This is a genomic window from Enterococcus sp. 5H (genome assembly GCF_028128615.1).
GTDB lineage: Bacteria > Bacillota > Bacilli > Lactobacillales > Enterococcaceae > Enterococcus_L.
Genome location: NZ_AMDP01000041.1, coordinates 1 through 24,119 on the forward strand (window position 1 = coordinate 1; position 24,119 = coordinate 24,119).

General features: G+C 34.6%; 17 protein-coding genes. All 17 read left to right on the top strand.

Going from position 1 to position 24,119, the window contains the following annotated elements; all coding sequences use genetic code 11:
- The coding region (locus tag C240_RS12505) for a GBS Bsp-like repeat-containing protein (RefSeq protein ID WP_271496184.1) at window positions 1–711 on the top strand (711 nt) is incomplete at its 5' end.
- Between the two features lie 216 nt (window positions 712–927).
- Window positions 928–1,731, top strand: a complete 804-nt coding sequence (locus C240_RS12510) for an ABC transporter permease (protein WP_271496229.1) — start codon at window positions 928–930, stop codon at window positions 1,729–1,731.
- 21 nt (window positions 1,732–1,752) lie between these two features.
- Window positions 1,753–2,958: an ABC transporter ATP-binding protein gene (locus tag C240_RS12515; RefSeq protein WP_271496187.1), complete on the top strand. Its 1,206-nt coding sequence runs from the start codon at window positions 1,753–1,755 to the stop codon at window positions 2,956–2,958.
- Window position 2,959: 1 nt separating this feature from the next.
- On the top strand, window positions 2,960–6,199 hold the full coding sequence (locus C240_RS12520) for a glycosyltransferase (RefSeq protein ID WP_271496191.1): 3,240 nt from the start codon (window positions 2,960–2,962) through the stop codon (window positions 6,197–6,199).
- Window positions 6,200–6,209: 10 nt separating this feature from the next.
- Window positions 6,210–8,354 (top strand): glycosyltransferase family 2 protein, encoded by a 2,145-nt coding sequence (locus tag C240_RS12525; protein WP_271496194.1) that lies wholly within the window; start codon window positions 6,210–6,212, stop codon window positions 8,352–8,354.
- A gap of 285 nt (window positions 8,355–8,639) precedes the next feature.
- Window positions 8,640–9,383, top strand: a complete 744-nt coding sequence (locus C240_RS12530) for a glycerophosphodiester phosphodiesterase (RefSeq protein ID WP_271496198.1) — start codon at window positions 8,640–8,642, stop codon at window positions 9,381–9,383.
- Entirely contained in the window at window positions 9,384–10,304 is a 921-nt protein-coding gene (miaA, locus tag C240_RS12535; RefSeq protein WP_271496201.1) for a tRNA (adenosine(37)-N6)-dimethylallyltransferase MiaA, read from the top strand.
- Between the two features lie 3 nt (window positions 10,305–10,307).
- Complete coding sequence (gene hflX, locus C240_RS12540) at window positions 10,308–11,549, top strand: GTPase HflX (RefSeq protein WP_271496204.1); 1,242 nt, start codon at window positions 10,308–10,310, stop codon at window positions 11,547–11,549.
- Between the two features lie 241 nt (window positions 11,550–11,790).
- Window positions 11,791–12,174 carry a MerR family transcriptional regulator gene (locus tag C240_RS12545; RefSeq protein WP_271496207.1) on the top strand — a complete coding sequence of 128 codons (384 nt, stop codon included), beginning with the start codon at window positions 11,791–11,793 and terminating at the stop codon, window positions 12,172–12,174.
- 43 nt (window positions 12,175–12,217) lie between these two features.
- Window positions 12,218–13,558, top strand: a complete 1,341-nt coding sequence (glnA, locus tag C240_RS12550; protein ID WP_271496211.1) for a type I glutamate--ammonia ligase — start codon at window positions 12,218–12,220, stop codon at window positions 13,556–13,558.
- Between the two features lie 543 nt (window positions 13,559–14,101).
- Window positions 14,102–14,782 carry a CHAP domain-containing protein gene (locus C240_RS12555; protein ID WP_271496214.1) on the top strand — a complete coding sequence of 227 codons (681 nt, stop codon included), beginning with the start codon at window positions 14,102–14,104 and terminating at the stop codon, window positions 14,780–14,782.
- Window positions 14,783–15,208: 426 nt separating this feature from the next.
- Window positions 15,209–15,910 (top strand): lysozyme, encoded by a 702-nt coding sequence (locus C240_RS12560; protein ID WP_271496217.1) that lies wholly within the window; start codon window positions 15,209–15,211, stop codon window positions 15,908–15,910.
- A 131-nt stretch (window positions 15,911–16,041) separates the two neighbouring features.
- Window positions 16,042–16,350, top strand: coding sequence for an antibiotic biosynthesis monooxygenase family protein (locus C240_RS12565; RefSeq protein ID WP_271496220.1), 309 nt, complete (start codon window positions 16,042–16,044; stop codon window positions 16,348–16,350).
- A gap of 85 nt (window positions 16,351–16,435) precedes the next feature.
- Window positions 16,436–17,545 (top strand): DUF3114 domain-containing protein, encoded by a 1,110-nt coding sequence (locus tag C240_RS12570; protein WP_271496232.1) that lies wholly within the window; start codon window positions 16,436–16,438, stop codon window positions 17,543–17,545.
- 213 nt (window positions 17,546–17,758) lie between these two features.
- The gene (gene nifJ / locus C240_RS12575) at window positions 17,759–21,436 is read left to right on the top strand and encodes a pyruvate:ferredoxin (flavodoxin) oxidoreductase (RefSeq protein ID WP_271496223.1); all 3,678 of its coding nucleotides are present in this window, start codon (window positions 17,759–17,761) and stop codon (window positions 21,434–21,436) included.
- 185 nt (window positions 21,437–21,621) lie between these two features.
- Window positions 21,622–22,509, top strand: a complete 888-nt coding sequence (cdaA, locus tag C240_RS12580; RefSeq protein ID WP_271496235.1) for a diadenylate cyclase CdaA — start codon at window positions 21,622–21,624, stop codon at window positions 22,507–22,509.
- The gene (locus C240_RS12585; protein WP_271496226.1) at window positions 22,506–23,654 is read left to right on the top strand and encodes a CdaR family protein; all 1,149 of its coding nucleotides are present in this window, start codon (window positions 22,506–22,508) and stop codon (window positions 23,652–23,654) included. Before cdaA ends, C240_RS12585 begins: the two co-directional genes overlap by 4 nt.
- The last annotated feature ends 465 nt before the right edge of the window (window positions 23,655–24,119 follow it).

The window sequence follows — 24,119 nt, forward strand, 5'->3', positions numbered from 1 at the left end:
GCAACAGTGAATATTAAAGATCATCAATACAACACAGGGAACTATACAGTGCATGTCTATTTGTATTCCAATAATGGTTTAGTAAATGGCATGGTTGCTAATCCGGTGGATGTTTCTTGGTCACTAGGAGGAAAAACAACCATTGAAGACACCAATGGAAAAGAGACCACATACAAAGCAACGACAACTGTTAATCAAGGAAACTATCAAGGAGCAATGACTGTACATGTAGCTGTGTGGTCATCTAATGATTTAAAATGGTATGTAGCAACTAAAAATAGTAATGGAACGTATCAAACAACAATCAATATAAACAATCATAAAAATTCAGGGAAATACTTTGCAGATACGTATGTGAAATTATCAAACGGGACAATGCAGTGTATCTCGTCAGATACCTTTAACGTAACACAACCAGGTTTAGATGCAAGAGCCACAGCATATAACAATGCTACCAATAGTTTTGATGTGATCGTAACACCAACAACGGTTTCAGGGGTAAAAGAAGTTCGTATTCCAGTATGGAGCAAGGCTGATCGTTCTGATTTAATTTGGTATAGAGCGACAAGACAAGCAGATGGTACCTACAAAGCAACAGTGAATATTAAAGATCATCAATACAACACAGGGAACTATACAGTGCATGTCTATTTGTATTCCAATAATGGTTTAGTAAATGGCATGGTTGCAAACCCGGTTGATGTAAATTAATTAGTTCAAATATATCCACTAAAAAACGTATTTTGTAGATTGAAATACACTTTAGTGGATAATTATTTTTTCTTAATAGTTTATTCTGTGATCTAAAGAATTCTTGCTTTTCATCACTAATTTAAGTAGAATGTTAGTATTGGTTAAAGATAAATGATTTATTATACATTAGAAGATTTATTAAAACAAAATGCTTCAATTGGAAGGACAGATAAAATGTTAAAAGACTTATTTTCTTTTTTTACAGAAATTTTAAAAAATCGAAAGTTATTAATACAATTTTCGTACAATGATTTTAAATCTCGTTACGCCGGGTCTATGTTTGGAATTATCTGGGCGTTTATTAATCCCTTAGTTATGGTATTTACGTATTGGTTTGTATTTGGTTTTGGTCTGAAAGCTGTTCCAACAGAAGGTATTCCTTTTATTATTTATCTGGTAACAGGGATTGTTCCATGGTTTTTTTTCTCGGATGTATTATCAAGTGGAACGGGTGTATTTCGGGAGTATAGTTATTTAGTAAAAAAAGTGGTATTTAATATTAAAATTCTGCCTACTGCTAAATTATTATCAAACTTTTATACACATCTTTTCTTTTTAGTGGTAACTTTTATACTTATGTTTATTTATGGAATTTTTCCAACAATTCAAACTCTACAAATCATTTATTATCTTATTTGTATGAGTGTCTTTCTAACAGGGTTAACTTGGATTACGGCTTCTATACAACCATTTTTTTCTGATATTAGTCAATTTATCGCTGTTATTATGCAGGCATTGATGTGGTCAGTACCTATTTTATGGAGTCCACAAAACTTTCCAGTTTGGGTAATTAAGATCTTGAAATTTAATCCCATGTATTATGTTATCAATGGATACAGAGAAGCATTTTTAGGTCAAGGATGGTTTTGGCAACATCCTGCACAAACTGTTTATTTTTGGATTGTTACCCTCATATTACTGTTAGTAGGATCTACTGTTTTTAAACGATTAAGACCACATTTTTCAGATGTTTTATAAACGAAGATTGGAGATTGACTTATGTCTGATTATGCAATAGAAATAAAAAATTTAACTAAAACTTATAATATGTACGCAAAACCTAAAGATCGTATGAAAGAGGCATTGAATCCTTTAAAAAAGAGCTATCATGATATTTTTTATGCATTAAAAGATGTTAATATTTTTGTTGAAAAAGGTGAAATGATCGGTTTTGTGGGTGAAAATGGTTCTGGAAAATCTACTTTACTGAAAATTATAACAGGTGTATTAACACCATCGAGCGGTACTATTGATATTAATGGGAAGATTGCGGCTCTATTAGAGTTAGGATCAGGATTCAATCCTGAATATAACGGCTATGAAAATATTTATCTAAACGGAATGGTATTAGGTTTTTCCAGAGAAGAAATAGACGAAATGATTGATGATATTATTGCTTTTGCTGATATTGGTGATCATATCAATCAACCTGTTAAAACATATTCAAGTGGAATGTTTGTACGTTTAGCTTTTGCTGTAGCAATCAATGTAGATCCTGATATTCTGATCGTTGATGAAGCTTTGGCTGTTGGAGACCTTGAATTCCAATTAAAATGTATGGAGAAATTCACTGAACTTAGAAATTCTGGAAAAACAATTCTATTTGTTTCCCATGATATTAACTCTGTTCGTCGTTTTTGTGACCGTGTTTATTGGTTAAAAAATGGTGAAGTTGTTTCTGAAGGGAAAACGATGGAAGTAACAGAAGAATATGACAATTACTTAAAGAAAAAATCAATTAAATCAGTTGATCGTGAAAAAAATAAGATTGAAGAGCATGGTGCTCCTGATATTGTAGAAGTGATTAAAGCTGAATTATTGGATAATGAACATAAGCCATTAGAGATGGTTCAACAAGATCAATCTGTTATTGTAAAAGTAGAATATAATGTAAAAGATGATTCAATTAAAAAACCAGTGTTAGGTGTTGCTATTCGAACAGTAGACAATCATTATGTTTGTGGATTGAACACATTATTGGATGAATCATCAATTCCATGGGAAAAGGGAATAAACATTTTTTATCTGCACTATAATAAAATGGCACTGCTAAGTGGTGAATACTATTTTGATATAGCGATTTTCGAAGAAAATGCAACCGTACCTCTAGTTTATAAAACCAAATTTATTAATATGTTTATCACTGGAAAATACGTTGGAGAAGGTATTGTTGTACTAGATCATGAATGGAAGGACTCTTTATAAAATGAAGTATGATTTTGAGTTATCTTTAGATGAACATACCAGTGTAGGAAAAATTCTTGCCCAAATTGAGGATAACAGCAAAGTTTTAGAATTTGGTCCTGGAAATGGGCGCATGACAAAGTATTTGATTGAAAAAAAACATTGTGATGTTTCTATCGTAGAATTCGATGAGGAACTTTACAATTTTGTTATGCAGTTTGCTCAAGATGGGTTTCTTGGGAATATTGAAGAATATAATTGGACGAAGTATTTTAATCAAAAATCGTTTGATTATATTGTATTTGCAGATGTGTTAGAACACTTGTCAAATCCTGAAAAAACGTTAGAACAAGTGATACCGTTTTTGGCTGAAGATGGTAAAATCTTGGTTTCATTTCCAAATATTGCGCATAATTCTGTGTTGATAGATTTATTCAATAATAAACTAAATTGGAACAAGTATGGGTTGCTAGATGCAACTCATAATACATTTTATACTCAATCAGGTTTTGAGGAATTATTTCAAAGACTTGGCTTGAATATCGCTGTGGAAGATTATACTTATTCGCAAGTTGGGCAAAATGAAATTGATTCATCCTATGCTGATTTACCAGTAACAGCAAGATATGATTTTAAAAATCGATTGTTTGGCGAAGTATATCAATATTTTTATTCGTTGACGTTAAATACAGTAGAAAATCCTATTCGTAAATTACCCGAGAATTCAAACTTTGTTGAACATGTTAGGCTTGAGTACACGTATTCAGATAGAATAGAATCTAATGTTTTATTGTTGAATAATTACACAGGTGAAAGTAAAGAAATGGTTTTAGACGTTCCTTCGGATGTTCAAAGTATGAAGCTTTACCCATCTACTGAAGCATCCATTGTTCGTTTTAAGTGCTTAGTTAAAGAAAAAGAGTTACGTTCGATTGAAACAAATGCTCTTTGGCAAAATGACAGTGTTTATGTTTTTGAAGATGAAAAAGGCTATTTTCTTGTTGATGGTAAATATGTTGCAAATCAAAAGTTGACATTGGCATTTGACTTTCTTTTTGAAGGTCAATATACAGATGTACAAGATCAGATTATTCATTATTCAGTAAAACAAAAACAAGAAGTAAAAAAACTACAAGAAGAACTAATTGCATTAGAAAAGAAAAATAATGATAAAGTTCAGTTTATGGCTGAACGATATAATGAAGCAGTTTCATCTAAAAGTAACAACGGTTGGCTAAATGGCTCAACGACACCTAAAAAAGAGCGAGATGCCTTAATTACTCTAAATATAGAAACAATTGAAAATGACGAGGAATTAAATCAAGCGATTATTAAAGGTTGGGGCTATTCAAATAAAACAAAAGAACCTTTGCGTTTTGCACTGCAAAGTAACGAAGGGGCTTTTTACAAGGTTACTCCAATTAAACGCCAAGATGTAATCGATATTAATGAACTTCCAGAAGATGTAGAATATGGTTTTATTATAGAAATTGAAAATTATCAGATTGATAAAATGGTTCACTTGATTATTACAACAGCGAATGATGAAAAGGTTTATTTACCTGTAAATCGCTATAATTTAGCTGAACTCGGATTAGCTAAGCGAAGCAGGCTTCTATTAGGTGCAATTCGAAGAAAAGGTATTGTGGGAGCACTTCGTGCATATAAAGACCGTAATAATCAACAAGATGCTTATGAAAAATGGATTCGTGCAAATGAGCAGCACGACAATGAGCAAATGTTACAAGAAATTGCTCAATGGCAATTCCAGCCTAAGATATCTATCGTTATACCAGTGTACAATGTTGAAGAAAAATGGCTAAATGTCTGTATTGAGTCATTACAGAACCAACTTTATACAAATTGGGAACTTTGTATTGCGGACGATGCTTCGTCTAAAGAATATATTAAACCACTATTAGAAGATTTTATGACACAAGATAACCGTATTAAAGTAGTATTTCGTGAACAGAATGGTCATATTTCTGAAGCAACTAATTCAGCTTTAGGAATTGCTACTGGAGATTATATTGGTTTTATGGATAATGATGATGAACTTGCTCCAAATGCTCTTTTTGAAGTTGTAAAAGCATTAAATGAAGATAATGAGATTGATTTTATATATACGGATGAAGATAAAATAAGCACTCGAGGCAAGCGCTTTGATCCATTCTTTAAGCCAAATTGGAATTCAGAGCTGTTGTTAGGACATAACTATATTACGCACTTTGTAGTAGTGAAAAAGGAATTAGTTCTTCAACAAGTTGGTGGATTACGAGATGAGTTTAATGGAAGTCAAGATTACGACTTTGTATTAAGAGCTACTGAAGCAGCAAATAAAATTCATCATATTTCTAAAATCTTATATCATTGGAGAACAGTTGAAACTTCAGTGGCTTTTGATCCTCAAAGTAAAGAGTATGCTTATGTTGCTGGGCAACGAGCAATTGAAGCTGCTTTAGAACGAAGAGATGTGTTAGGAACAGTTCAGATGACAAAAAATTATGGTGCTTATAAAGTAAACTATCAATTTAATGTAAAACCTAAAGTAAGTATCATTTTTGTTGGTCCCGTTGATAAGCGAGTAGCTGCACTACAGAGATTTGTTGAAAAAACTTATTATAACAATGTAGAATTTTTAATGCCTAAGGAGTTAGAAAATTCCATTGGGCAACTTGATAATAGAGTTATTTTTGTTGAAAGTGAGTCACTGAATGAACAAGCATCTAGAGCTACTGGGGAGTACTTGGCATTTGTCAGTGAATATGTTGAGCCTGAAAATTCACGATGGCTCAATGAATTAATGAATTTTGGACAAAAATCAAATGTTGGGTTGGTTGGTGGCAAAGTCATTAATCAATTTGATACAATCTTGAATGTAGGTGTCTCCATAAACCAAGAGACTAACTCATTGTTCTATGAACAAAGAGGTGTTTCAAATAAATCAATTGGTTACTACTTCCGTCCAGCACTTCCAAGAGAATTACAAGCTGTTACGGAAGACTGTATGTTAATTCGTAAATCAGATTTTGAAAAAGTATCAGGGTTTAATGAATCACTAGGAATTCAATTAATGGGTGTAGATTTATCACTCAAAGTCCAAAATCTTTCAAAAAAAATCGTTTTTACTCCTTATGCTGAGATGATTGCGCTGGAGGGAATTAGCCACCTAGATGGTAAAGATAACGCGAAAAAACTTTTTGATATATGGGCCCCAGAACAATTATATGATAGCTATAAAAATCCTAATTCTTTAAATTAAGGAGTTCATTATGAAGAATCAACTGAAAATTTGTATCGATAGTATCATGAAAAATGGTAAAGATAAAAGCCTTGTTATTACTGGTTGGGGATTGGACGAGGAAACAAAAGAAATTCCACGAATTCGTATTGATTCGGCAGAACAAGGAACAATCAATGTTGAGTATGTTTACCGTGGTGATGTTAACGGACTTTATAAGCTTAATGGAAATCAAGAAGCAGGATTTGTTGTAACAGTTCATTTGCAAGGGAAAATAGATACATTTGACTTAACTTTTTATACAAATGCTAATGAAGAGATAAGAGGTATTACTGCAAATGATAATTATCCTTTAGTACCAGGTTCAGAAGGTGAGTGGAAAAAGAAAGCCCGTGTTGTTCGTAAAGGCTTAGGGTATTTAAAACGTAATGGACTTCGCAGTACGATTCAACGAATAAAGCTTAAAGGCATTTCAGAACCATCAAATGAAAACTATTTAACTTGGATAAAACAAAATGAACAGTGGGATAGTGAAAAAATCAAAGCAGAAATTTCTGATTTTACCTATCAACCTAAAATATCCGTGTTAATGCCAGTCTACAATGTTGAACAAAAATGGCTTGAAAAGTGTATTCAATCTGTTCAAGCACAGTTTTATGATAATTGGGAGCTTTGCATAAGCGATGATGCATCTACGGATCTGAATGTAAAAAAAGTCTTAGACAAATTTGTAAAGTTAGATTCTCGCATAAAAGTTGTCTATCGAACTGAAAATGGTCATATAAGTAAAGCAACAAATTCTGCTTTAGAAATTGCAACAGGTGATTTTGTAGCATTACTGGATAATGATGATGAGCTTGCACCAATTGCTTTTTATGAAGTAGTTAAACTATTAAATAAAAAACCTGATTTAGATTTGATTTATAGTGATGAAGACAAAATTGATATGCAAGGAAATCGTTTTGAACCAGCATTCAAACCAGATTGGTCACCAGACTTATTATTAGGAACAAACTACATTTCTCATTTAGGTGTGTATCGTCGTTCGATAGTTGAAGAAATTGGTGGTTTTAGAGCTGGTTTGGAAGGTTCACAAGATTTTGACTTAGTTTTACGTTTTACAGAAAAAACAACTGCTGAAAAGATAGCACATATTCCTGAGATTCTTTATTATTGGCGTGTCTTACCAACATCAACCGCGGCAGACCAATCTACAAAAGGTTATGCTTTTGAAGCTGGTAGAAAAGCTTTGGAAGATGCCTTAGTTAGAAGAGGAATTAAGGGAACGGTTACTCATGCAGCAGGAAATGGTTTATTCGATGTAAATTATGATTTATTGTCGGAAGATCTAGTCAGTATTATTATTCCAACCAAAAATGGTTATGATGATATGAGACGTTGTTTAAAATCAATTGTTGATAAAACGTCTTATGAAAACTATGAAATAATAGTGGCTGATAATGGAAGTACAGATCCTAAGATGGATCAGTTGTATAAAGAATTCATAGATAAATTAGGGAATCGAATCATTATTGAATCAATCGATATACCATTTAATTATTCTAGAATCAACAATTTAGCTGCTAAGAAAGCTTCAGGAAAGTATCTACTTTTCTTAAACAATGATACTGAAGTTATTACCACAGATTGGTTGGAACGGATGATATCATCTGCTCAATTTGACCGAATTGGCTGTGTGGGTGCAAAATTGTATTATCCAAATCATACGATACAACATGCAGGTGTTATTTTAGGTCTAGGAGGAGCTGCAGGGCATGGACACCATACTTTTCCACGTGGTGACTTTGGCTACTTCGGCAAGCTAGAAATAAATGTAAATTATTTAGCCGTTACAGCAGCTTGCTTAATGGTGAAAAAGCAAGATTTTGATGATGTAAATGGTTTTGATGAAGAGTTAACGGTTGCTTTTAATGATGTAGACTTATGTTTAAAAATTCATAAATTAGGTCGAAATAACATTTGGCTTCACAGTGTTGAGTTATTTCATTATGAATCACAATCAAGAGGACATGAAGATACTCCAGAGAAAATTCAGAGGTTCCAAAAAGAGACAGCTCTGATGGAATCTAGATGGGGAAGTTATGTTGAAAATGATCCATACTATAACCCAAACTTAACTAGAATAGCAGGAGACTTCAGTGTTCGAGTTAATTAATTCAAAGAAAAGTTATTCTAGAAAGAACTGGTCTTTATAGAATAGATGATATCCCTTTTTTGTTTTTTCATTTACTAAAAAAGACCTCTAGTAAACTATTCAGATATAGAGTATGGTGCAAAACAGATTTTTAGTTTTGTTCCGTACTCTTTTTTGAATTAAGGGAAACCTAGTGAAAGAAGTGCAGAAATTGATTAATTTTATGTTGAAGTAAGTGGTTGAAAAGTAACATTTGATACAGAATAAGTAGAATGATACAATAATGACAACTGGAGGGACTCTAAAATGACTAAAATAATCGCTCACAGAGGAAGTAAAGGTACACATCCTGAAAATACCTTAGCAGCATTTAAAGAAGCTATTCGAGTTGAAGCAGACGGTATTGAATTAGATGTTCAGTTATCAAAAGACAAACATCTTATTGTCATTCATGATGAAACTGTTGATCGCACTACAAATGGTTATGGAGAAATTAGTCAGTTGACCTTAGCAGAATTGAAACAACTAGATGCAGGTAGTTGGTTTAAAGAGAATCCAATTAGGCAAGAAATACCAACCTTAGAGGAAGTTCTACAACTACTAGTAGATGAACAATTTCAAGGAGTTTTAAATATTGAATTGAAAACGGATAAAATACACTATCAAGGTATTGAAAAAATACTTGTTCAATTGATGCAATCACAAAATTGGCCTTTTGAATATATTTACTCAAGCTTCTACTTTCCAAGTTTAGAAAAAATTGAAGAAATAGCAAAAGATTCAAAGCTAGCCCTAGTTTTTTTTATGTCACAAGAAGATGAAGAGTTAGCTGAAAAAACAAGTTTTATTGAAGGAATGCATCCCCATATTCAATGGGTAATCGATCATATAGATCGATTGGTTAATTTTCCCAAGGCTATTCGCCCTTGGACAGTAAATGAAAAAGAGCAGATGATGTTTTGTTTTAAACAAAATATTACAGCATTCCACACAGATTTCCCAGAAGAAGCAACGCAAATCCGTAAATTGATACAGAATAAGGATGAATAGATGAAAAAAGTATTAGTAATTGTAGGTCCCACCGCTGTTGGGAAAACAGCATTCAGCATTGAAATGGCAAAGAAACTAAATGGTGAAATCATTAGCGGCGACTCAATGCAGGTTTATAAATATTTAGATATTGGTACTGCAAAAGTAACAGCAGAAGAACGCGAAGGTATCCCTCATTATTTGATTGATTGTCGTGAGTTATCCGAAACGTATTCTGTTGCTGATTTTCAAAAAGAAGGCAGACGAGCGATTGATGAGATTACAGCAAAAGGCAAGTTGCCAATCGTTGTTGGAGGAACAGGACTGTATATTCAAGCTCTGCTTTACGATTATGAATTGGGAGCAAAAGATGAGTCACCAGATATTCGCGTAAAGTATGAGCGTTTTGCTGAAACCTATGGCAATCTGCATTTGTGGGAATTGTTAAAGGAAAAAGATGCTAAAGCAGCTGAAACTATTCATTTTAATAATCGTAAAAAAGTTATCCGAGCTTTGGAAGTCTTTGAGAAAACAGGTTTTAGCATTTTGGAGCCAAAAGAAAAGCCTAAACCATTGTATGAATATTTTTTAGTCGGTCTGGAAACGGATCGTAAGTTATTATATGACCGAATTAATACCCGTGTTGATTGGATGATGGAACAAGGACTTATAAAAGAAGCTGAATTATTGTTTAACGAACAAACGAAGCAATCTATTCAAGGAATCGGCTATAAGGAATTTTTCCCATTTTTTGAAGGACGAGAGACGTTAGAAGAAGCAATTGAACAAGTAAAGCAAAATTCAAGAAGATATGCCAAACGGCAACTAACCTGGTTTAGAAATCGCATGAATGCGAGTTGGTGGGATTTAGTACAGCATCCCGATACAATGTTTAAATTAGAAAAAGAAATAGAAAACTGGTTAGATTCTTCGGAAGGATAAAAAATGGATAAACTAGTAGAAAAGGTTATTTTAGTAGGTGTTGAGACAGAAGAAAACTTTTCTAGATTTGATGGTTCTATGAAAGAGCTGAAAAACTTAACTAAAACGGCACAAGGCGAAGTTGTCTTTTCGTTAACACAAAAAAGACCGCGAGTGGATCGGCAAACATTAGTTGGTAAAGGAAAATTGGAAGAATTAGTCCAGTTAGCCGATGCGTATGAAGCAGATATCGTGATTTTCAACCATGAAATGACACCTAGACAAAATCAGTTAATTGCTGAAGCTGTTGGGGTAAAAGTGATTGATCGAGTTCAACTAATTTTGGATATTTTTGCAATGCGGGCACGATCTAAAGAAGGTAAATTACAAGTAGAGCTAGCTCAGCTAAATTATTTACTACCAAGATTGATTGGTCAAGGAAAACAATTATCTCGTTTGGGTGGAGGTATTGGTACCAGAGGACCAGGTGAAACCAAGCTTGAATCTGATCGCCGTCATATTCGTGATAAAATTACTGCAATTAAGCGAGAATTAAAAGAAGTCACAGCTCACCGTGAAAGAAGTAGGCAAAAACGGCAAGCCTCAGATATTTTTCAGATTGGTTTAATAGGATATACGAATGCTGGGAAATCAACGATTTTAAATGTATTGACGACGGCTGGAACTTATTCAGAAGATCAGCTTTTTGCAACCTTGGATCCATTGACCAAAAAATGGCAGCTTCCTCAAGGTATGATTGTAACATTAACTGACACAGTTGGGTTTATTCAAGACTTGCCAACTCAGTTAATCGAAGCCTTTCAATCAACTTTGGAGGAAAGTCGGGGAATGGATTTATTGTTGCACGTAGTAGATGCCAGTGCAGAAGATCGCTTACAGCACGAACAAACAGTTGTTGAGCTGTTAAACGACTTGGATCTAGAGCAAATACCGGTATTAACTGTTTACAATAAAAGCGATCAAGTTGATGAAGATGAGTTTACCCCAACGTTGTTTCCTAATGTTTTAATATCAGTAAAAAGCACGTCAGGGAAGGATCGTTTGACCAAAGCTGTAAGAGAGAAAATGATGGAACTTTTAGTTCCATATGAGTTTGACCTTCCATCAGATCAAGGGCAACAATTAAGTGAGTTAACAAGGTACACTTTACTATTATCGGAGAATTTTGAAGAAGATAAAAATGTTTATCATGTAAAGGGATTTGCTAAAAAAGGTTCTAGATGGACTCGTATACCTGAAGAATAATAGAAGATTGTGATCAGACTTTTAGGTTTGACCACAATTTTTTTAGGAAAAATAAAATAGCTAAATGAAAAGGTATTGCTGAAACCAAGAATCTTGAAACATTGGTTTATTGTTAGTAATATCTCTTTAAAACAAGGATTTTAACTATTTATTTAATTTTATGTCAGAAAACCTAACATAAATCATTGACAATCGAAAAAAGTATTGATATTCTATACCTATCAAAGAGAGGGGGGTGGATATGAGAGAAAAAGAACTGAGACGTTCGATGTCAGTTTTTCCAATTGGTACGGTTATGAAATTGACTGATTTGTCGGCACGTCAAATTCGATATTATGAAGAACAAGATTTGATTCATCCAGAAAGAAGCGACGGTAATCGACGAATGTATTCGTTGAATGATATTGATGTATTGCTTGAAATTAAAGATTATTTATCTGATGGTCTAAATATGGCTGGTATCAAACGTGTTTACGAGATGAAGTTAGAAGAGCAGTTGCATGCTCAAGATTCCAATAGACCATTGACGGATGAAGATGTTCGGAAGATTTTATATGATGAACTAATCTCTCAAGGGGGACTTACTCAACAAAATCCATTCCAATCAAGAGGCCCAAAATTGTAGCATCAGTGATATATACAAAAAATGAAGGACGTGAAGGAAAACAATGACAAAGAAACAAAACACAGTAGAAGATATCAAACGAATTGCCGATGAAGAAAATGTTCGATTTTTACGATTAATGTTTACAGATATTATGGGAACAATCAAAAATGTGGAAGTTCCAGTAAGCCAGTTAGACAAAGTGCTAAATAACAAAATGATGTTTGATGGTTCTTCTATTGAAGGTTTTGTGAGAATTGAAGAAAGTGATATGTACCTATATCCAGATCTATCAACTTGGATGATCTTTCCCTGGGAAAGCGATCACGGTAAAGTCGCTCGTCTGATTTGTGATATTTATAATCCGAATGGGGAACCATTTGCAGGTGATCCTCGCGGAAACTTAAAACGTGCATTAAAAGATATGAAGGAAATGGGCTTTACATCATTTAATCTTGGTCCTGAGCCGGAATTTTTCTTGTTTAAATTAGATGAAGATGGTGAAATTACAACAGACTTAAATGATCGTGGTGGTTATTTTGATTTTGCACCAACTGATTTAGGTGAAAATTGTCGTCGAGATATTGTTCTTGAGTTAGAAAGTCTAGGCTTTGAAGTTGAAGCATCCCATCATGAAGTGGCTCCGGGACAACATGAAATTGATTTTAAATACGCTGATGTGATTGATGCTTGTGATAATATCCAAACATTTAAATTAGTAGTTAAAACAATTGCTCGCAAACATGGATTACATGCGACATTTATGCCGAAACCATTATACGGGATTAATGGTTCAGGAATGCATTGTAATATGTCATTATTTAAAGATGGTGAAAATGTCTTTTATGACGAAGCAGGACCAATGCAATTAAGCCAAACAGCTTATCGTTTCCTTGGCGGATTATTGAAACATGCTCGTGCATATACAGCAGTTTGTAACCCAACAGTGAATTCATACAAACGTTTGGTTCCCGGTTATGAAGCGCCAGTTTATGTAGCTTGGAGTGGTCGTAATCGTTCACCATTAGTTCGAGTGCCAGAATCTCGCGGATTATCTACTCGCTTGGAATTACGTTCGGTGGACCCATCAGCAAATCCATATTTAACAATGGCTGTTTTACTACAAGCAGGATTAGATGGAATTAGAAATGAAATTACTCCGCCAGATGCAGTTGATCGTAACATTTATGTGATGAATGAAGAAGAGCGTAGAGACGCACAAATTCATGATCTTCCATCAACAATTCATAATGCGATTAAAGAATTGCGTAAAGATGATGTAATGATTGCGGCTTTAGGTGAGCATATTTATGCTAATTTTGTTGAAGCGAAACGCATGGAATGGGCAGCTTTTCGTCAAACTGTTTCTGAATGGGAACGTGAGCAATATTTGGAATTATATTAATGAAATTAGAAAACTGAAAGTTTTTTAGATTTAGAGAGCTTTAGGCGTAGCTCTTAATGAATAAACCAGACACCTTTCAAATCGATGGGTATCTGGTTTATTTTTATGTACTAAAATAATAGTGACTAAACAATCAAATTAATCAAGTGTTCCTAAAATTAAGATTTATTACCTCAATCAAGTCACTTTACGATTAAAATTGGAACAGTATATATATATGACCACTATCGATGCTTTGGTCGAAAACATCCAAGAAGAATATTTGATTAATTAGAATATTTACTCAGACATCCAGCCTGCCACTTAAAAATGATGTTAAAAATCATTCTCTACCCCTGCACGTAAAGTGTGTTATCTGTATGGTAATTGACAACTGTATTAAAAAATTAATATTCGTTGTATGTCGTATTTTCGGTCATCCTATATGTGGTGATTTTTTGTGTTTAGAAGGATTTTGAAAGAAGATTGGCAGTTTAAATGGGTGACTAGGTTATATACTAACGTTGTAAGATATTACAAAATAAACAAGTTAGGAGGTAACACATGGTTAAAGTATTAGATGTCGTAAATTATACAAATAATTTAGTTGGACAATCCATTGATGAAGATGGAGCTTTCGGTTCTCAATGTATGGATTTAACAGTTCATATTATGAAGCGATTTTTTGGTTGGCATCCAACAGGTAATGCAATTAACTTAACTTTTCAAACTATCCCGAGCGGTTTCAAAAGGATGCAAATAGTGAGCAGTTCTGAAATTAAAGCAGGAGATATTCTTGTATGGGGATTAGGTTCATTTGCTGCGTATGGGCATACAGCTATTGCGGTTGAAAATGGTAGCTCAAATGGTACATTTGTTTCAGTTGACCAAAATTGGGTGAATCCAAGTCTGGAAGTAGGGAGCCCAGCAGCTAGGATAGTTCATAATTTAAATGGAGTTTGGGGCGTTATTCGTCCAAACTATGAAAAGGAAGCACCAGAACAAACAAAAAAAGAGGAGGAATTTTTAATGTGGGTATTTTATCAAGCAAACAACAATGTGCCAGTAAGATGGTTTAATGGAGAGCATGCTTATCCGCTTGCTCACGCAGATGAGAGAAAGGCGATCAATGATATCTATAAAGCTAACACTGGAAAAGATGTTCCATTTTTAACACACTGGAAAGATGCTACACCATATCATAACCGATTAGCGAATGTGTTGAATAGAAAAGCAGATTTTTAAGACAGTATAGAGAGATAGGAACAGAAGTGATTGACTTCAGTAAATAGGAAAGAATTTACGGAAATTGCAAGAGTTACCATTAGCTTGTGTTTGAATGATGACTGGTACTTACTCGATGTTCTTAAGTATTTTATGACTAGGTAGATAAAGTACTACATTAGCTCGCATCTCACTATGTTTTATATCAATTTTAGCTTTACTATTTATTTCGTTTACGGAGATCTTTAAACATCACTCAAAGAGTGATGTCTAAAGATCTTTTTTTATAAAGGTATCGTGTATTTTGATTTTAAAGAATTATCAATTATACAGTTTTTTTTGTGGTTGGGAGAATATTGAAAGAAGAGCGCTAGTTTAAGTGAACGGTGGTAATCTATACTAATATTGTAATATCTTACAAAATAAATAAGTTAGGAGGGAATAAAAATGGCTAATGAAAATATGCGATTATCTGATAAAGGTCGGAATTTGATTGCTAAATGGGAAGGTTTACGTTTAACTGCCTATCAAGATTCTGTAGGTGTGTGGACTATTGGCTATGGGCATACTTTGGGAGTTACTCCAGGTATGACAATAACCGAGGCTCAAGCAAATTCATTTTTAGATGAGGATGTTGCTAGTCATGCTATAGGTATTTTTCGATTTGTTACCGTTCAACTCAACCAAAATCAATTTGATGCATTGGTAAGCTTTCATTTCAACTTAGGTGCATACATTTTACAAAATTCACAATTATTGACTTATATAAATAGTCGACAGTGGCAAGCTGCTGCAAATGAAATGAAGAAGTATGTATATGCTGGCGGAGAAATTTTACAAGGACTTGTGAATCGAAGAAATGATGAGGCAAGTTTATTTTTAGATACAAACGTATCATCACCAGAACAAACAAAAAAAGAGGAGGAATTTTTAATGTGGGTATTTTATCAAGCAAACAACAATGTGCCAGTAAGATGGTTTAATGGAGAGCATGCTTATCCGCTTGCTCACGCAGATGAGAGAAAGGCGATCAATGATATCTATAAAGCTAACACTGGAAAAGATGTTCCATTTTTAACACACTGGAAAGATGCTACACCATATCATAACCGATTAGCGAATGTGTTGAATAGAAAAGCAGATTTTTAGATGGTATAGGAGAGTTTGGGACATATGTCTCAAGCTTTTTTTTACGATAAAATTTAGTTAAGCTAAGATCTAAGAAACGTGTTACAATTGATATTGAGAATCATTATCAATCGAACAGGGAGGAAAAAACTATGATCATCCAAACAGTAACATTTGTTGTAAAAAAAGAAGGTAAAGAGATTTTTGAGGTAAAAACGAAGAAAGATGTTGCATCAATGTTGTCATTTGAAAACTGTTTATCAAGTGAATGCTGGTTTTCGGAAAATAAAGATGCATGTGAATTTATGCTGGTGTCAAAATGGCAAAGTAAAAAAGATTTTCAAAACTGGTTAAAGCGCCCGGAGCATCTGCAAAAACATCGCGAGGCACATAAAAATAAAGATGAAAAAAAATCAATTGTACTAGACAAAATCAGAAAAAGTTATGTAATTAATGAGTAAAAAATTAATGAATGAATATTTGTTTGAAATTACAAAAAAAGCGTGTATATTTAAAGTTAATCGATAACTAAGGGGAAATTGCGTGATGCAAGAAACCAATTTTGACAAAATCATTTTAGAAAAAACAGCCAATGATCCAACTCTAGCAACTAAAGATTTATCTAGATATAAAAGACTTCTTTTAGAGCAAATTAAATTAATCCAGCAAACAGGTTGGGACTACGGGGCAATAACAACTTTTATGGATTTATTTATAGCTGATCTTAAGCAATCAGAGACAGATGAATTACTCAACCCGCTGCTTCAAAATACGTTTTTGGTGGGTTCAAAACCTTACGAAAAAATGCTTGAAGGAAGCCAAATGTCAGACAAGAGCAAAGTTATTTTAGTAATTGATCATCTGGGTGGTTTTCTTGATGAGAATGGCGACTTGCAATTAAGTAAATCTGTACTCTATCAATTTGATCCGCAAATGACTCCAGGAGCTTCTTTTTTAGATAAATATGCCAAGCTAGTCCAAAGCGCATATCCAAATGGATTGGTTATTGAAAAAGACGATAAAAAATTATCAAAAACAGCTATCAAGAAAAAGTATCCAGCTGAAACTAAAATTCATCAGTTTAGGAATCAGTTGGATCGGCATAATATTAAATACATTCGGCGTTTTAAAGAAGCACATGACTTAAAAAGTGATGAACAAGCAATAAAATGTCTTCTTGGTAAAAACTGGTTTTATGCTGATCCCCAATATCATAACCGAGCTTATTTAAATGTGGATATAGGTGTTGATGATCTTCAAAAAACAAGCCGAACATTAAGAAACCGAGGGCTAGTGAAGAAATTAAGGAAACGAGGCTTTTATCGTAAAATCCTTTCAGCTGATTATCATAGTGAATTTATCATTGATGAAGATGGACAGCTATTAAGTCAATGGCTGGAAAATAATGAAATAAGTGACTATCGGGAACTAACAATTGCGAATGGCGAATCGTTCAATTATGGTGAAAGACCGAGAGTAGACCCATTTAAATCTCATGATAAATTAGACGGAACGCCACCTAGATACTTTGATACGGACGAACGAAATCGGATTAAAAAGAACTGGATATCACCAACGGATAATTGGTTTTATCAACTATTAAGAAGACTGGCTGAATTTGGAATTCGCTATAAAAAAATAAAAATTAAAGAGTAAAGTAGTTTTGAACCCCAAGCTACTTTTTTTTGTATTCATTCGCGTTTAATTTCACAAGAAAACAACCTCGTTTGATAATAAAAAAGGAAATAATTATCTAAGTTTGTGAAATGTTTCGACAAAATGTTTCAAATTTTGAATCCATCCGTTATAATGGAAGAGAATATGCGTGCAACTATTCTACTATTAGATAGAAGGATGATGAATAATATAATGAGAAAAATGAAGACAATGGATGGAAATACAGCGGCCGCATACATTTCCTATGCGTTCACAGAATTAGCAGCAATTTATCCAATTACACCGAGCTCAACAATGGCGGAATTAGTCGATCAATGGTCGGCAGAAGGTAAACAAAATATTTTTGGGCAACCAGTAAAAATCGTAGAAATGCAATCAGAAGCTGGGGCAGCGGGTGTTGTTCATGGCTCTTTAAAAACAGGTGCGTTGACAACTACATATACAGCTTCACAAGGTTTATTACTGATGATTCCAAATATGTATAAAATTGCAGGAGAACTACTGCCAACAGTGTTTCATGTAGCTAGTCGTGCGGTAACAACGAACGCATTAAATATTTTTGGTGATCATGGAGATGTTATGGCAGCTCGTCAAACGGGTTTTGCTATGTTATCTGAAAGTAGTGTTCAGGAAGTCATGGATTTATCAGCTGTTGCTCATTTGGCTTCATTGGAATCCAGTGTTCCTTTTATTAACTTTTTCGATGGCTTTAGAACGAGTCATGAAATCCAAAAAATCGAAGTACTAGAGTATGAAGAATTAGCACCGTTAGTTGATCAAGAAAAACTGGCAGAATTTCGCGGTCGCAGTATGAATCCAAACCACCCATCTGTTAGTGGGACCAATCAAAATCCAGATATCCATTTTCAACAACGGGAAACCATTAATAGCTACTATGAACAAATTCCAACAATTGTAAAAAAATACATGGAAGAAATCAATCAATTACGAGGAACGTCTTACGATTTGGTGACTTATTATGGTGCTGAAGATGCTGAAGAAGTAATTGTATCCATGGGTTCAGCAGCACAAGCTATTGAACAGACAATTGATTATTTAACAAAACAAGGACGTAAAGTCGGTTTCTTGAATATTCATTTATATCGTCCTTTCCCTGTAGAAAACTTCTTAGAAAAAATGCCTAAGACAGTTAAAGCAATCGGTGTGATGGATCGGACTAAAGAGCCTGGTGCAGGTGGTGAACCGTTATTACTAGATGTTCAAAGTGCGATGTACGAATCTGATTTACGTCCAATGATTATTGGTGGTCGTTATGGCTTAGGATCGAAAGATGTTTTACCAAACCAAATTGTGGCAATCTATGATGAATTGCTAAAAGATAAAAAAACAGTGAAATCTCGCTTTACAATTGGGATTGTGGATGATGTGACCTATACTTCTCTTGATGCGGGACCAGCTTTAGATTTAACAAACCCAAAAACATATCAGGCAAAATTCTGGGGTTTTGGCTCAGATGGAACAGTGGGAGCTAACAAGTCAGCAATCAAAATTATTGGTGATCATACTGATAAATATGCGCAAGGGTTCTTTTACTACGATTCTAAAAAATCTGGTGGACTGACAGTTTCACATTTACGTTTTGGTGAGACGCCGATTCGGTCAACTTATTTGATTGAACATGCGGACTTTATTGCGTGTCATACAGCAGCTTATTTGAATACGTATGATTTAGTGAAGGGGCTAAAAAAAGGCGGAACGTTTTTATTAAATACGGTTTGGGATGATACCCAATTAGAACGATTTTTACCAAGTAAATTGAAAAAATATATCGCAGAAAATGACATTCAGTTTTATACAATTAATGCGGTCAAACTTGCAAGTGAAGTTGGGTTAGGCGGCAGAATTAATACAGCAATGGAGACGGCATTTTTTAAATTAGCAGATATCATGCCCTTTGAAGAAGTATTGCCGATTTTAAAAGAAGAAGCCTTTAAAAGCTATGCTAGAAAATCAATGGCTGTAGTGGAAAAAAACGTGCAGGCAATTGAACGTACAGTTGAGCTATTGCATAAAGTTGAAGTTCCAGAAGCTTGGAAAACAATAGAAGTTACACCTAAGATCAGAAAAGCTAATGTGACTGATTATGTTCATGAAATTGTTGAACCAATCAATCGCCAAGATGGTAATGACCTTGCTGTAAGTACATTAATTAAGAACAATATGACTGATGGCCGGATGCCTCTTGGGACGACAGCTGTTGAAAAACGTGGAATAGCAGTCGAAGTTCCAGAATGGATTAGTGATCGTTGTACGATGTGTAATGAATGTGCTTTTGTTTGTCCTCATGCCGCTATCCGCCCATTTTTAGCAGATGACGATGAAATGGCAGAAGCCCCAGAAGGTTATATTGTTAGAGAAATGCGTGGTGCAGATGGCTTGAAATATCGCATTCAGGTGTCTGTAGAAGATTGTACAGGTTGTGGATTGTGTGTTGACGCATGTCCAGCCAAAGGTAAGGCCTTGGTGATGAAACCATACGAGGAACAAAAAGAACAAGCGATGAACTGGGCTTTTTCAATGACGTTGAAACAAAAAGAAAATCCGGCAAAACCGAACACAGTGTTAGGTTCTCAGTTTAATAAACCACTACTGGAATTTTCAGGTGCTTGTTCTGGTTGTGGAGAAACGCCTTATGTAAAACTTTTGACGCAAATGTTTGGAGATCGTATGATGATTGCCAATGCGACAGGTTGTTCTTCAATTTGGGGAGGTGCGGCGCCAGTTTCACCATATACAACTAACGATCAAGGACAAGGACCTGCTTGGTCGAATTCTTTATTAGAAGATAATGCAGAATTTGGTTATGGTATGTTGCTAGCCAGCCAAACACGTCGGGAACACCTAGCACTGAAAATGAGTGAAGCAATGCTGATTGCATCTACTGAGTTAAAACTTTTAATGGAAGATTGGATCAATCATATGCATACGGGGGAAGGCACACAGCAACGTGCTGCCAAATTAAAAGCTGCATTGCTTGATGAAAAAACGGGACAACCTTTGTTAGAAGCTATCTATGAGGATAATGATTTGTTTGTGAAAAATAGCCAATGGATGATCGGCGGCGACGGCTGGGCTTATGATATTGGTTATGGCGGGATTGATCATGTGCTTGCTAGTGGAGCAGATGTTAACATGCTTGTTTTAGATAATGAAGTATATTCTAACACTGGCGGTCAAACATCTAAAGCGACACCAGTTTCAGCTATTGCTAAGTTTTCAGCTAGTGGTAAATATGTTTCTAAAAAAGATCTAGGTATGATGGCGATGACGTATGGGAACGTATATGTCGCACAAATTGCATCAGGTGCTAATCAAATGCAGACAATTAAGGCTTTTGAAGAAGCTGAACGCTTCCCGGGACCTTCAATTATCATTGCGTATACCCCTTGTATCACTCACGGATTAGCCGGCGGGATGAGTAAAACCTTGGAAGAAGCTAAAGAAGCCGTTAATTCAGGTTATTGGTCGTTATACCGTTATAATCCAGAATTAAAAGAATCAGGTAAAAATCCAATGACCTTGGATTATAAAAAACCTAAATTTGATGAGATACAAGACTTTATGCGTAAACAAGTTCGTTTTTCATTATTAGAATCTACACAACCTGAGTTTGCAGGTAAACTTTTTGAGAAGACAGTAGATGATGCAAAAGTCCGTTTCTATAACTATGCACGGATGGCTGGGCAAGAAGAAAAAATTCGCGCTAAATTAGAAAAGACAACGGAAGAAGCAGTTGTTGAAAAAGCCCCACGTATAAAAAAAGAACGTACCGTTGATCCGGAAGCAGAAGCAAGAAGAGCTGCTAGACGGGCAGAGCGCGCTGCAAAACGTGGTAAAACAGAAGAATAAATGAAAAAAATGGAAGAAAAAAGTGAAATCTTTTTCTTCCATTTTTAGTTAAAAGGTGCTCACTGTTCAAATTACTATATATCAATATTTCGTAAATTTTTATATCTTTTGTTCTCTGTCCTGTAATGAAATAAAAGATTATGGTATACTTGTTAAGAAATCTTCAGAGAGAAGTGAGGTTTATGATGTCTTTTCAAATTAGTCAATTATTTGATTTCGATTACTGGCGGCAATTGATCTCATCCGATTTTTTGTCACGTGATTATATTATTAATGTTATAGATATTTTAGTTGTGTGGTACCTTGTTTATAAGCTGATTATGCTGGTTAAAGGAACTAAAGCTGTTCAGCTGTTAAAAGGGGTAGCAGTCTTTATTGTAATTCGGATATTGAGTGAAATTATTGGTTTACATACATTGTCATGGCTGATGAATCAAGTAATCATGTATGGTGTGATTGCGGCAGTAGTGATTTTTCAACCAGAAGTTCGGCGAGGTTTAGAACATCTTGGCAGAAGCTCATTTTTCCGCACAACAAAATCAGAACAACAAGAAGACGAGAAAATGATTTTAGCATTCGACAAAGCAATTCAGTATATGTCTAAACGAAAAATCGGCGCTTTAATTACTGTCGAAAGAAACACTGGTTTAGATGAATACATCGAAACAGGGATTGATTTAGATGCGGATATTTCGGGTGAATTGCTGATTAATATTTTTATCCCGAATACACCATTACATGACGGAGCTGTGATTGTTAAACAAGGGAAAATTGCTGTAGCAAGTGCCTATCTGCCTTTATCGGAAAGTAATTTGATTCCTAAAGAATTTGGTACACGACACAGAGCAGCCGTAGGGATCAGTGAAGTTAGTGATGCAGTAACAATTATTGTTTCAGAAGAAACGGGTGATGTTAGTTTAACCTTAAATAACGATTTGATTCCGAGATTAACTCAAGAAGAGTATCTGAAAATTCTACGAGCAGAGTTGGTTCCAGAAGAAGGAAGTAAAGATCGAAGAAATCTTTTGCAGCACTTTATTGAAGGTGTTTCGAAAGGGGCGAAGAAAAAATGAAAAAGCCCTCTCAAAGTAATTGGTTTTCTGGATTGTTGGCGTTACTTTTTGCATTATTGTTGTTTTTTAATGCGAATTCACAAGGAAATCTTTCCAATATGTCTGGTACAAACCAAATTTATGACGAAATGCTTTATAATATTCCAGTTCAAGTTGAATACGATCAAGATAAGTATTTTGTTTCTGGGTATGAAGAAACAGTTAATGTCCATTTAAGTAGTGCCAATCGTATTCAGTTGAATCTAGAATCAAATGAAGATACAAGAAACTTTCAAGTAGTAGCTGATTTAACAAAAACTTCCCTGGGAACATCGGAGGTTCAGCTTAGAGTTAAAGGATTGAGTACGGCTGTTACAGCAGAAATCGAACCGAAGACTATAACAGTTACGATAGAAAATAAAGTAACGAAAAAATTTGATGTAGAAGCGCAGTTGCCTGATTCTATCGAAGCAGAAGGTTATAAAGTAGAACAGACAGAAATCAGTCCAAAGTCTGTAGAAATTACGACAGGTGAAGAAACAGCCAAAGCGATTGACCGAGTAGTGGCTCCTTTATCAGATGTTAAACCAACTGTGGACTCAATCAAGCAAACAGTCAATGTTCAAGCTTTGGATAGTAAAGGACAAATTTTAAGCATAGAGAACCCAGCGCCACAAGTTAAAGTAGTTGTAGATTTGGCGTTACCTTCTAAAGAAGTTGGCTTATCTATCACTCAAACAGGGTCACCACCATCCAACGTTGCACAGTATAGTTTTAGCCTTTCAGATCAAAAAGTTGAGATTAGAGGGTCAAAATCAGTACTAGATGCTATTGATACAATTGAATTACCTGTTGATGTCAGTGATATAAAAACAACAAAAAAAGTGAAAGTTAAAGTTCCGACAAATTCAGAATATATTGTTTCACCTGAAGAAGTTGAAGTTACGATTACACCAATTTTTATGGGATCAGATTCAAGTTATTCGAATACTGAAGGACAAGATACTGCAACATCGTATTCAAATCAATTTTTTCCAACACCAACGACTACTAACGAAAATCCATCGAGCTCGTCGAGTTCTTCAAGTTCGTCGAGCTCTTCTAGTTCTGATAGTACGATAGAAAGTGAAGCTGATGATGGAAACAGCTCTACTCCAGCAAATTAAACAAAAAAGATTCGCAAATAATTAAAATTATCGGTAAGTCAGAATGTAACTTCTGATGATAAAATATCCATTCGATCATTTAATAGTTATAGAAGAGATAAGGGTATCGAATCTATAAATAGAAGAAAAGCCACTATTCAAAGAAGCAGTAAGCAGATACAGAAATAGAGGAAACCGAAGCTATAAGTAGAAGAAAAGCCACTATTCAAGAAAGCCAAAAGCTGAAGTAAAAATAGGGGACATCGGACCTATAAGTAGAAGAAGAACCGCTATTCAAGGAAGCCAAAAGCTGAAGTAGAAATAGAGGAAACCGAAGCTATAAGTAGAAGAAAAGCCACTATTCAAGAAAGCCGAAAGCAGACGTAGAAATAGGGGACAACGGACTTAAAAGTAGAAGGAGAACCGCTATTCAAGGAAGCCGAAGGGTGACGTAGAAATAGGGGACATCGGACCTATAAGTAGAAG